8 protein-coding genes are annotated in these 12525 nt (G+C 46.2%); all 8 read right to left on the bottom strand.

The window, feature by feature from the left end; all coding sequences use genetic code 11:
- Positions 1-243 precede the first annotated feature (243 nt).
- The 8 genes from rpoC to secE all read right to left on the bottom strand — a co-directional run bounded on the left by rpoC (position 244) and on the right by secE (position 12253).
- A complete protein-coding gene (gene rpoC / locus KIV41_RS24400; RefSeq protein ID WP_045390538.1) occupies positions 244-4446 on the bottom strand; it encodes a DNA-directed RNA polymerase subunit beta' in 4203 nt (1400 codons plus the stop codon).
- A gap of 106 nt (positions 4447-4552) precedes the next feature.
- Positions 4553-8581 carry a DNA-directed RNA polymerase subunit beta gene (rpoB, locus tag KIV41_RS24395; RefSeq protein ID WP_010444401.1) on the bottom strand — a complete coding sequence of 1343 codons (4029 nt, stop codon included), beginning with the start codon at positions 8579-8581 and terminating at the stop codon, positions 4553-4555.
- A 251-nt stretch (positions 8582-8832) separates the two neighbouring features.
- Positions 8833-9201, bottom strand: a complete 369-nt coding sequence (rplL, locus tag KIV41_RS24390) for a 50S ribosomal protein L7/L12 (RefSeq protein ID WP_010444402.1) — start codon at positions 9199-9201, stop codon at positions 8833-8835.
- A gap of 57 nt (positions 9202-9258) precedes the next feature.
- Positions 9259-9753 carry a 50S ribosomal protein L10 gene (gene rplJ, locus KIV41_RS24385; protein WP_010444404.1) on the bottom strand — a complete coding sequence of 165 codons (495 nt, stop codon included), beginning with the start codon at positions 9751-9753 and terminating at the stop codon, positions 9259-9261.
- 280 nt (positions 9754-10033) lie between these two features.
- Positions 10034-10735: a 50S ribosomal protein L1 gene (rplA, locus tag KIV41_RS24380; protein ID WP_010444406.1), complete on the bottom strand. Its 702-nt coding sequence runs from the start codon at positions 10733-10735 to the stop codon at positions 10034-10036.
- A 4-nt stretch (positions 10736-10739) separates the two neighbouring features.
- Entirely contained in the window at positions 10740-11168 is a 429-nt protein-coding gene (gene rplK, locus KIV41_RS24375; protein ID WP_005451125.1) for a 50S ribosomal protein L11, read from the bottom strand.
- A 142-nt stretch (positions 11169-11310) separates the two neighbouring features.
- The gene (gene nusG / locus KIV41_RS24370) at positions 11311-11859 is read right to left on the bottom strand and encodes a transcription termination/antitermination protein NusG (RefSeq protein ID WP_005451123.1); all 549 of its coding nucleotides are present in this window, start codon (positions 11857-11859) and stop codon (positions 11311-11313) included.
- A 13-nt stretch (positions 11860-11872) separates the two neighbouring features.
- Positions 11873-12253, bottom strand: coding sequence for a preprotein translocase subunit SecE (gene secE, locus KIV41_RS24365; RefSeq protein WP_005451121.1), 381 nt, complete (start codon positions 12251-12253; stop codon positions 11873-11875).
- Positions 12254-12525 lie beyond the last annotated feature (272 nt).

Raw genomic sequence — 12525 nt, 5'->3', positions numbered from 1 at the left:
CGAGAAGCGAGAAGCGAGAACAATTCTTGAGGGTTGGCGTGTGTGCGTCAACCCTTTTTGTTTTTTGGGATTCGGTTCATTTTACCTCTCTAAGGACAAGTTCTATCTAAACGTCTTGCACTAGCCCTCAAACAACACCTCTCAATTCCTATAGCAAAGCGCTCTCGAATCATAGCGTCTAACCTCTTGCTTCAAAAACAAAAAAGGCACCCGAAGGTGCCTTTTCTTTTAAGCTCTTAACGATTACTCGTCAGATGAGAAGCCAGCGTTTAGAAGTGCAGCTAGGTTATCTGTTGCTTGTTCAGCAGATGGACCTTCTTGCTCTTCAGCACGTTTAGCTTGACGCTCTTGGTGGTATGCGAAACCAGTACCAGCTGGGATCAGACGACCAACAATTACGTTCTCTTTCAGACCACGTAGATCATCACGCTTACCAGAAACCGCAGCTTCTGTTAGTACGCGAGTTGTCTCCTGGAACGATGCCGCAGAGATGAACGACTCAGTCGCTAGAGATGCCTTAGTGATACCTAGTAGCTCACGCTCGAAACGTGCAGGCTCTTTGCCTTCAGCTTCTAGGTTACGGTTAGCAATCTTAACTTGTGAGTATTCAACTTGCTCGCCAGGTAGGAACTCAGAGTCACCTGCGTGAGTAATTGTACACTTACGTAGCATCTGACGAACGATAGTCTCGATGTGCTTATCGTTAATCTTAACGCCTTGTAGACGGTAAACTTCTTGTACTTCGTTAGCGATGTACTGAGTTACAGCGTGTACGCCACGTAGACGTAGGATGTCATGTGGAGACTCTGGACCATCTGCGATCACGTCACCACGTTCAACACGCTCACCTTCAAATACGTTCAACTGACGATGCTTAGGAATCATCTCTTCGTAAGCGTCACCGCCGTCACGAGTGATTACTAGACGACGTTTACCTTTCGTCTCTTTACCGAAGCTCACAGTACCTGTGTGCTCAGCAAGAATCGCAGGCTCTTTAGGCTTACGAGCTTCGAATAGGTCAGCTACGCGTGGTAGACCACCGGTGATATCTTTGTTACCGCCAGACTTCTGAGGGATACGTGAAAGTGTATCACCCACACCTACTTCCGCGCCGTCTTCGATGTTTACAATCGCTTTACCAGGTAGGAAGTAGTGAGCTGGCATTTCAGTACCAGGGATCATTACATCGTTACCTTGCTCATCAACAAGTTTGATAGCTGGACGCATATCTTTACCTGCTGCTGGACGAGCTGCTGGGTCAGTTACTTCGCTTGAAGATAGACCTGTTAGGTCATCTGTTTGACGAGAAACTGTAACACCGTCGATCATGTCTACGAACTGGATGCGACCTGCCACTTCAGTGATGATTGGCATGGTGTGCGCTTCCCAGTTAGCAACAACTTCGCCAGCTGTTACTGCATCGTTGTCGCCTTTGCTTAGCATCGAACCGTAAGGAAGTTTGTGCTTCTCTTTAGTACGACCGAATTCATCAATGATAGTTAGCTCAGATGCACGAGACGTGATTACTAGCTTCTTATCTTTGTTGATTACGAACTTAGCGTTGTGCAGTTTAACTGTACCAGTTGTCTTAGCTTGGATGCTGTTCTCTGCTGCTGCAGTAGATGCCGCACCACCGATGTGGAACGTACGCATCGTTAGCTGTGTACCCGGTTCACCGATAGACTGAGCAGCGATTACACCAACAGCTTCACCTTGGTTCACTAGGTGACCACGTGCTAGGTCACGACCGTAACACTGTGCACAACAACCGAAGTCAGAATCACAAGTAACTACAGAGCGCACTTTCATGCTGTCTACTGAGTTCTCTTCCATGATCTGACACCACTTCTCATCAATTAGAGTGTTACGTGGGATCAGAACATCTTCTGTACCTGGCTTAAGAACGTCTTCAGCTACTACACGACCTAGAGCTAGCTCAGTTAGTGCAACTTTAACATCACCACCCTCGATGTGAGGCATCATGTCAACACCCTCATGAGTGCCACAGTCATGTTCAGTTACAACAACGTCTTGAGCAACGTCTACTAGACGACGAGTTAGGTAACCCGAGTTCGCTGTTTTCAGTGCCGTATCCGCAAGACCCTTACGAGCACCGTGCGTTGAGATAAAGTACTGAAGTACGTTTAGACCTTCTTTAAAGTTCGCAGTGATCGGCGTTTCGATGATCGAACCATCCGGACGCGCCATCAGACCACGCATACCCGCTAGCTGACGAATCTGAGCTGCAGAACCACGAGCACCCGAGTCAGCCATCATGTAGATGCTGTTAAACGATTCTTGTTGCTCTTCTTCACCGTCACGGTTAACTACCGTTTCAGATGAAAGGTTTGCCATCATCGCTTTCGCTACGCGATCGTTGGTCGATGCCCAGATATCGATAACTTTGTTGTATCGTTCGCCCGCAGTAACAAGACCAGATTGGTATTGTTCCTGGATTTCACGTACTTCTTCTTCCGCTTCTGCGATTTCAGTGTACTTAGCTGGCGGTACAACCATATCGTCGATACCAACAGATACACCAGATAGTGCCGCGTATGCGAAACCTGTGTACATGATTTGGTCAGCGAAGATTACAGTGTCTTTCAGACCTAGTTTACGGTACGCCTCGTTTAGTAGGTTAGAGATTTGCTTCTTACCTAGCTTTTGGTTAACGATGCTGTACGGTAGACCAGCTGGCACGATTTGCCATAGCATTGCACGACCGATAGTTGTATCAACCATCTTAGTCTCTGTTGTGCTGTTGCCGTCTTCGTCTACAACTGTTTCTGTAATACGTACTTTAACGCGTGCGTGAAGCTCAGCTTGCTTAGTGCGGTATGCTTTCTCAGCCTCTGCTGGGCCAGAAAGGTACATGCCTTCACCTTTCACGTTGATCTTATCACGAGTCATGTAGTACAGACCCAATACAACGTCTTGAGAAGGTACGATGATCGGATCACCTGACGCTGGCGACAGAATGTTGTTTGTCGACATCATCAGTGTACGAGCTTCAAGCTGTGCCTCTAGAGTTAGAGGTACGTGAACCGCCATTTGGTCACCATCGAAGTCCGCGTTGTACGCCGCACACACTAGTGGGTGTAGCTGAATCGCTTTACCTTCGATTAGTACTGGTTCGAACGCCTGGATACCTAGACGGTGAAGTGTAGGTGCACGGTTCAATAGTACTGGGTGTTCACGGATTACTTCGTCTAGGATATCCCAAACTACCGCTTCTTCACGCTCTACCATCTTCTTAGCAGCTTTGATTGTAGTCGCAAGACCACGAGTCTCTAGCTTGCTGTAGATAAATGGTTTGAATAGCTCAAGTGCCATCTTCTTAGGAAGACCACACTGGTGTAGACGAAGGTATGGACCTACTGTGATTACAGAACGGCCAGAGTAGTCTACACGTTTACCTAGAAGGTTCTGACGGAAACGACCTTGTTTACCCTTGATCATATCAGCAAGAGATTTCAGAGGACGCTTGTTAGAACCTGTGATCGCACGACCACGACGACCGTTGTCTAGTAGCGCATCAACAGACTCTTGCAGCATACGTTTTTCGTTACGTACGATGATGTCCGGAGCAGCTAGCTCTAGAAGACGCTTCAAACGGTTGTTACGGTTGATCACACGACGGTATAGGTCGTTCAGATCTGAAGTCGCAAAACGACCGCCATCTAGTGGTACTAGAGGACGTAGATCTGGCGGAAGAACTGGAAGTACAGTAAGGATCATCCACTCTGGGTTGTTGCCAGATTGAATAAACGCTTCTACCAGTTTCAGACGCTTAGTTACTTTCTTACGCTTAGTTTCAGAGTTAGTTGTTTCTAGCTCTTCACGCATTTGTTCTGCTTCAGCGTGCATATCCATAGAACCTAGTAGGTCCTTGATTGCTTCTGCACCCATCTTAGCAGTGAACTCGTCGCCCCACTCTTCTAGACGATCTAGATACTCTTCTTCAGTAAGCATCTGAGATTTTTCTAGATCAGTCATACCTGGCTCTGTTACTACGTACATTTCGAAGTAAAGAACACGTTCGATATCACGTAGAGGGATATCCATTAGTAGACCGATACGAGACGGTAGCGATTTTAGGAACCAGATGTGAGCTACTGGTGAAGCTAGCTCGATGTGGCCCATGCGGTCACGACGAACTTTAGTTTGTGTAACTTCTACACCACACTTCTCACAGATAACACCACGGTGCTTCAGGCGCTTGTACTTACCACAAAGACATTCGTAGTCTTTAACTGGACCAAAGATACGCGCACAGAACAGACCATCGCGTTCAGGTTTGAACGTACGATAGTTGATCGTTTCAGGTTTTTTAACTTCACCGAAAGACCATGAACGGATCATGTCTGGTGAAGATAGACCGATTTTGATTGCATCAAATTCTTCGGTCTTATGCTGTGCTTTTAGAAAGTTTAATAAGTCTTTCACAATCAGCTCCTGTAAGGAGTTAAAAGGAGCTCACCCGCTAAAGTGAGCACCTTCTACCAAATAATCGCTTTATATCTCTCTCAACCTTAGTCGAGAGGGAAAGAGATTACTCTTCGTCTTCTAGCTCGATGTTGATACCTAGCGAGCGAATCTCTTTCAACAATACGTTGAACGATTCTGGCATACCAGGTTCCATGCTGTGGTTACCGTCTACGATGTTTTTGTACATCTTAGTACGGCCGTTAACGTCATCCGACTTAACCGTTAGCATTTCTTGTAGAGTGTAAGCAGCACCGTATGCTTCTAGTGCCCATACTTCCATCTCACCGAAACGCTGACCACCGAACTGAGCTTTACCACCAAGTGGCTGCTGAGTTACTAGGCTGTACGAACCAGTTGAACGAGCGTGCATCTTGTCATCAACAAGGTGGTTCAGTTTCAGCATGTACATGTAACCTACAGTTACAGGACGCTCAAACTGGTCACCTGTGCGACCATCAAACAGTTTTAGCTGACCAGATTCTGGTAGGTCTGCTAGTTTCAGTAGCGCTTTAATAGACGCTTCTGGTGCACCGTCAAATACTGGAGTCGCGATTGGTAGACCGCCACGTAGGTTCTTGATCAGAGTACGAACTTCGTCATCAGATAGAGAAGCAATGTCTACTTTCTGGCGAGTCTCGCCTAGATCGTAAACTTTCTGTAGGAACTCGCGGAATTTCGCTAGTTCTTGCTGCTCTTTAACCATCTGGTTGATCTTGTCACCGATACCTTTCGCTGCCAGGCCTAAGTGTACTTCTAGGATCTGACCGATGTTCATACGCGAAGGTACACCCAGTGGGTTAAGTACGATGTCTACAGGCTGACCTTTTTCATCGTATGGCATGTCTTCAACAGGGTTGATCTTAGAGATTACACCCTTGTTACCGTGACGACCCGCCATCTTATCACCAGGCTGGATGCGACGTTTAACCGCTAGGTAAACCTTAACGATCTTCAGTACGCCAGGTGCTAGATCATCACCTTGTGTGATCTTACGACGCTTAGTTTCGAATTTCTTATCGAAGTCAGCTTTTAGCTCGTCCCACTGCTCTGCTAGTTGTTCTAGCTGAGTTTGTAGAGCGTCATCTTCTAGCGTTAGTTCTAGCCACTTCTTACGATCAGTTGCGTCTAGTTTCGCTTCAGAGTAACCGCCATCGATCAATACAGCGCGAACACGGTTTAGAAGGCCACCCTCAAGAATCTGGAATTCTTCAGTTAGGTCTTTCTTCGCTTCTTTAAGCTGCATTTGCTCGATTTCAAGCGCACGCTTGTCTTTCTCTACGCCATCGCGAGTGAAGACTTGAACGTCGATAATCGTACCTGAAACAGAGTTAGGTACACGTAGTGAAGTATCTTTAACGTCAGATGCTTTTTCACCGAAGATTGCACGTAGTAGCTTCTCTTCAGGCGTTAGCTGAGTTTCACCTTTAGGTGTTACTTTACCAACTAGGATGTCGCCACCCTTAACTTCAGCACCGATGTAAACGATACCTGACTCGTCTAGTTTAGACAGAGCAGATTCACCTACGTTTGGAATATCAGCAGTGATCTCTTCAGAACCAAGCTTAGTATCACGCGCCACACAAGTAAGTTCTTGAATGTGGATAGTCGTGAAGCGGTCTTCTTGAACTACGCGCTCAGATACTAGGATCGAGTCTTCGAAGTTGTAACCGTTCCAAGGCATGAACGCGATACGCATGTTTTGACCAAGCGCTAGTTCACCTAGGTCTGTTGAAGGACCATCAGCAAGAACATCACCACGTGATACTGGTTCACCTGGCATTACACATGGGCGCTGGTTAATACATGTGTTCTGGTTAGAACGTGTGTATTTAGTCAGGTTGTAGATGTCGATACCAGCTTCGCCTGGTACTAGTTCTTCTTCGTTCACTTTAACAACGATACGAGAAGCATCTACTGACTGGATTACACCACCACGTTTAGCAACTGCAGTTACACCTGAGTCAACTGCTACGTTACGTTCAATACCAGTACCAACAAGCGGTTTGTCAGCTTTCAGTGTTGGAACTGCCTGACGTTGCATGTTCGCACCCATCAATGCACGGTTCGCATCATCGTGTTCTAGGAACGGGATAAGCGATGCAGCGATAGATACAACCTGGTTTGTCGCAACGTCCATGTACTGAGCGTGCTCACGAGGGTGTAGACCAGATTCACCTTTTTGACGAGCTGTGATCAGCTCATCTGCAAAACCGCCTTCTTCAGTTAGCGCAGCGTTAGCCTGTGCGATAACGAATTGGCCTTCTTCGATTGCAGATAGGTAATCTACTTCGTCTGTAACAACGCCATCTACAACGCGACGGTATGGCGTCTCTAGGAAGCCGTACTCGTTACAACGCGCAAACGCAGATAGAGAGTTAATCAGACCGATGTTTGGACCTTCCGGCGTTTCGATAGGACATAGACGACCGTAGTGAGTTACGTGTACGTCACGTACTTCGAAGCCAGCACGTTCACGAGTTAGACCGCCAGGACCCAATGCAGAAATACGACGCTTGTGCGTTACTTCTGATAGCGGGTTGTTTTGGTCCATGAACTGTGAAAGCTGTGAAGAGCCAAAGAATTCTTTAACTGCTGCTGAAATAGGCTTAGCGTTGATTAGATCTTGAGGCATGATTGCATCAAGGTCACCAAGGCTTAGGCGCTCTTTCACTGCACGTTCAACACGCACAAGACCAACACGGAATTGGTTCTCAGCCATTTCGCCTACAGAGCGGATACGACGGTTGCCTAGGTGGTCGATATCGTCCACTTCGCCTTTACCGTTACGGATCGCAATAAGCTTCTTCATCACTTCGATGATGTCTTGCTCGTCAAGCGTACCTTGTTCTAGAGCATCTTCACGCTCGATAGAACTGTTGAACTTCATACGGCCAACAGTTGATAGGTCATAGCGCTCTTCAGAGAAGAATAGGCTTTCGAATAGAGCTTCTGCAGCTTCTTTTGTTGGTGGCTCACCAGGGCGCATCATGCGGTAGATTTCTACCAGCGCAGAAATACGATCAACAGTGCTGTCGATGCGTAGCGTTTCTGACATGAATGGACCGTGGTCTAGATCGTTCGTGAATAAAACTTCTAGCGCTTTATGGCCAGCCTGAGATAGGTTCGCTAGAGCTTCCAGGCTAATTTCCTGGTTAGCGTTTACGATGATCTCGCCTGTTGCTTCGTTAACGTAGTCTTTCGATGCAACTTTACCAACGATGTACTCAACTGGTACTTCGATGTGATCAACGCCATCTTTTTCTAGTTGGCGGATATGACGAGCTGTAACGCGACGACCTTGCTCAACGTAAGTCTTACCGTTCGCTTCGATATCGAATGACGCAGTTTCACCACGTAGACGATCTGGAACCAACTCCATAAGTAGAGTTTGGTCTTTCACTTCGAAGTTCACTTTCTCAAAGAAGATATCTAGGATTTCTTCTGACGTTTTACCAAGTGCACGAAGGATGATCGATGCTGGTAGCTTACGACGACGGTCGATACGTACGTATAGGTTATCCTTAGGATCGAACTCAAAGTCTAACCATGAGCCACGGTAAGGAATTACACGTGCGTTATATAGAACTTTACCTGAAGAGTGGGTCTTACCCTTATCGCTGTCGAAGAACACGCCTGGGCTTCGGTGCAGCTGGGATACGATAACCCTCTCGGTACCATTGATTACGAAGGTACCATTGTCTGTCATAAGCGGAATTTCGCCCATGTAGACTTCTTGTTCTTTAATGTCTTTTACAGTACCTGCTGGTGCGTCTTTATCAAAGATTACTAGACGTAGTTTTACGCGTAGTGGCTTTGAGTAAGTTACACCGCGGATTTGACATTCTTTAACGTCAAAAACTGGCTCACCAAGACGGTAGCTAACGTATTGCAGCTCAGAATTGCCGTTGTAGCTCTGAATTGGGAATACAGAACGGAAAGCAGCTTCAAGACCGTATTGACCTTCAGGATCCTGTTCGATGAATTTGTCGAACGAATCGAGCTGGATCGATAGCAGGTATGGAATGTCCAAAACTTGTGGACGAGTACCAAAGTCCTTACGGATGCGCTTTTTCTCGGTATAAGAGTAAACCATGGGGTTCCTCAGCTCGCTGATAAGTGACCCAAACTGTCCGCCCGCTCCTAGTTACTTAAGGGGGGTAAGGGACAGTGACTAAATAGCTGTTTACTGTAGTGACATTCCATTGCGAAAGAATGAAATGTTTTTTGCATGGATATGAGGCGCTTAAACAGCGGGAAAATTCGCCTATACCCTACAGCGCAAAAAGGCCGGTGGTTAAAAAACCACCAGCCAATTAGCCGTTAGGCTAAGAAACTATGCAATAATTACTTAACAGCAACAGTTGCACCAGCTTCTTCTAGCTGAGCTTTAAGAGCGTCAGCTTCTGCTTTGTCAACACCTTCTTTAAGAGGTGCTGGAGCGCCGTCTACAAGAGCTTTAGCTTCTTTAAGACCTAGGCCAGTTGCGCCACGTACTGCTTTGATTACAGCAACTTTGTTACCGCCAGCAGATTCTAGGATTACGTCGAATTCAGTTTGCTCAGCAGCAGCTTCGCCTGCAGCAGCGCCGCCAGCTACAACAGCAGCAGCAGCAGAAACACCGAATTTCTCTTCCATTGCTTCGATTAGTTCAACAACTTGCATTACAGACATTTCTGCAACTGCGTCTAGGATTTGCTCGTTAGTGATAGACATAACAATTCTCTTTTAAATCAACAATAAGTTTAAATAGCAACCAGTGAAAAGCAAGGCTTACGCAGCAGCTTCTTCTTTTTGGTCGCGTAGTGCAGCGATAGTACGTACCAGCTTGCCTGCAGAAGCTTCTTTCATGCACATCATTAGGCGTGCGATAGCTTCGTCGTAAGTTGGTAGTGTCGCTAGTACTTCAGCGTCAGTTAGCGCGCCTTCAAATGCAGCAGCTTTGATCTCGAAGTCTTTGTTCTCTTTAGCGAAGTCTTTGAAAAGACGCGCTGCAGCACCTGGGTGCTCATTAGAGAATGCGATTAGAGTAGGACCAGTGAAAGTGTCAGTTAGACACTCGTACTCAGTACCTGCAACCGCACGACGCATAAGTGTGTTACGAACAACACGTACGTAAACACCAGCTTCACGAGCTTGTTTACGTAGTGATGTCATAGCGCCAACTTCTACGCCACGAGAATCAGCTACAACTGCAGAAAGTGCACCACTGGCAGCTTCGTTGACTTCAGCAACAATTGCTTTTTTGTCTTGAAGGTTTAAAGCCATCTTGGATTTACTCCTGGTTGTCGTTACACCACTCACTATCATCACGACAGTGAGAGTTATTCAGGTGCTTCCCAGAAGAAAGGTAACTATTTACATAGAGCTTTCTGTCAGTTCGGGCACCATCTACGTAGGGAATATTAAGCCTTCATTTAAAAATAAAGTCAGACACCTACGGTCTTGGACGGAGACTGGGTCTTAATTCATTTAGAACCAAAGTTCAGCCCCAACCACAAATATTAGGCGCAAAATTATACACAAATTTTGCGCCTAAGCAAATAAATTATGCTTGAGTGTTCAGGCTAGCCTGATCAACAGCAACACCAGCACCCATAGTAGTAGAGATGCTTACTTTCTTCAGGAAAGTACCTTTCGCTGAAGATGGCTTAGCTTTCTTCAGAGCAACTAGAAGTGACTCTAGGTTCTCTTTGATCTGCTCAGCAGAGAAGTTTGCTTTACCGATAGTAGTGTGGATGATGCCGTTTTTGTCGTTACGGTAACGAACCTGACCAGCTTTAGCGTTTTTAACTGCTTCAGCAACGTTAGGAGTTACAGTACCAACTTTAGGGTTTGGCATAAGACCGCGAGGACCTAGGATAGTACCTAGTTGACCTACAACGCGCATTGCATCTGGAGAAGCAACAACTACGTCGAAGTTCATTTCGCCTTTCTTAACTTGCTCAGCAAGATCTTCCATACCAACGATGTCTGCGCCAGCTTCTTTAGCTGCTTCAGCGTTTGCACCTTGAGTGAACACTGCAACGCGGATTTCGCGGCCAGTACCGTGAGGTAGTACAGTTGCACCACGTACGTTCTGGTCAGATTTACGAGCATCGATGCCTAGGTTAATAGCAACGTCAACAGATTCTACGAATTTAGCAGTCGCTAGTTCTTGAAGAAGAGCTACAGCTTCGTTGATTTCGTACTCTTTAGTTACGTCAACTTTTTCGCGGATTACGCGCATGCGCTTAGTTAGTTTAGCCATCTTATTAACCCTCTACCACTAGGCCCATTGAACGAGCAGTACCAGCGATTGAACGCTTCATCGCTTCGATGTCAGCACCAGTCATATCAGCAGCTTTAGTTTCTGCGATTTCTTGGATTTGAGCGTCAGTTACAGTACCAACTTTTTCAGTGTTTGGACGACCTGAACCAGACTTAACGCCAGCAGCTTTCTTAAGTAGAACAGCAGCAGGTGGAGTCTTAGTTACGAACGTGAAAGAACGGTCGTTGTATACAGTGATAACAACTGGAGTAGGTAGACCTTTCTCTAGAGATTCTGTTTTCGCGTTGAACGCTTTACAGAATTCCATGATGTTAACACCGTGTTGACCTAGTGCAGGACCAACTGGTGGACTTGGGTTCGCCATACCAGCTGCAACTTGTAGCTTGATGTAAGCTTCAACTTTCTTAGCCATGATAATTCCTAAGTTTGGGTACAAACGCTAATCACTGATCAGCTCCCCGTTTGTGAAAAAACTCTTTACTTCACGAGAAGTAAAAAGGCGCGAAATTATAGTCATAATTCGCGCCTTAGACAACCCTTAAAAAGGTGTTTTTTTAATCAAGTTTTTCAACCTGACCAAATTCAAGCTCAACTGGTGTTGCGCGACCAAAGATCGACACAGACACTTTCAGGCGGCTCTTCTCATAATCTACTTCTTCAACAGTACCATTGAAGTCAGCAAATGGACCTTCGTTAACACGTACCACTTCACCCGCTTCGTACATAGTACGTGGACGAGGAGCTTCACTCGCCTTCTCAAGACGGTTAAGAATAGCGTCAGCTTCTTTATCTGTGATAGGTGCTGGACGGTCGGAGGTACCACCAATGAAGCCCATGACACGCGGCACACTGCGTACTAAGTGCCATGATTCATCGTTCATAATCATCTGAACAAGGACGTAACCAGGGAAGAACTTACGCTCAGATTTGCGACGCTGACCCGCGCGCATTTCCACTACTTCTTCAGTAGGAACCAGTACTTCACCGAATAGCTCTTCCATGCTGTGCATTTTGATATGCTCGCGAAGAGACTGAGCTACACGACCTTCAAATCCAGAGAAGGCTTGAACCACATACCAGCGTTTTTTTGGAGCTTCACTCATGAATTAAAACCCTCTATACCCCAGTCGCTAGAGCTACTAGACGAACCATAATGCCGTCAATACCCCAAAGCGCTAGAGCCATTACAATACTTACAGCTAAAACGATCAGTGTTGTTTGCATGGTTTCTTGGCGAGTAGGCCAAACAACCTTACGAACTTCCATACGAGATTCTTTTGCAAAACTGATCGCTGCTTTACCTTTAGTTGTTGTTGCTGCAACGCCAAGAGCAGCTGCAATTAGAACAACAACGCCTGCAGCGCGAACCACTACAGACATTTCACCATACAGGTAATTACCCACAACAGCGGCCGCTGCTAATACGAAAGCGGCAATCCACTTAAACGTATCGGCTGCGTTTGAGCTATCAGGAGTTTCAGCATTATTTGCTTTCATAAACCAACCTGTCACAAGTCTTACTATAGACGACAACAACCCCGCTGTTGCAGGGCAAACTCCATATCGCTGAAAAAATCAGCGTTACACTCTTAAGATTAAGCCTCACTGGCCAATCTTGCTCTGCTCTCAACCAAGTTCTGAACAAGAAAACAGCTAAAAAAAAGTTGAGTGCAGAAAAAGGGCATCAAATGATGCCCTTTTTGCTACTGGTTCGTCAAATCTAATTCAAGATTTTCCGAAGACATTCGGCAATTCGTTAAGAATTAGTC

This window comes from Vibrio sp. D401a, from assembly GCF_030248515.1.
Taxonomy (GTDB): Bacteria; Pseudomonadota; Gammaproteobacteria; order Enterobacterales; family Vibrionaceae; genus Vibrio; species Vibrio rotiferianus.
Note: the sequence above shows the minus strand (reverse complement) of the source record. Positions and strands in the feature narration are given on the sequence as shown.

Coding starts and splice junctions, on each gene's coding strand:
- rpoB (WP_010444401.1), bottom strand. CDS start 8,581: ATGGTTTACTCTTATACCGAGAAAAAGCGCATCCGTAAGGACTTTGGT.
- rplL (WP_010444402.1), bottom strand. CDS start 9,201: ATGTCTATCACTAACGAGCAAATCCTAGACGCAGTTGCAGAAATGTCT.
- rplJ (WP_010444404.1), bottom strand. CDS start 9,753: ATGGCTTTAAACCTTCAAGACAAAAAAGCAATTGTTGCTGAAGTCAAC.
- rplA (WP_010444406.1), bottom strand. CDS start 10,735: ATGGCTAAACTAACTAAGCGCATGCGCGTAATCCGCGAAAAAGTTGAC.
- rplK (WP_005451125.1), bottom strand. CDS start 11,168: ATGGCTAAGAAAGTTGAAGCTTACATCAAGCTACAAGTTGCAGCTGGT.
- nusG (WP_005451123.1), bottom strand. CDS start 11,859: ATGAGTGAAGCTCCAAAAAAACGCTGGTATGTGGTTCAAGCCTTCTCT.
- secE (WP_005451121.1), bottom strand. CDS start 12,253: ATGAAAGCAAATAATGCTGAAACTCCTGATAGCTCAAACGCAGCCGAT.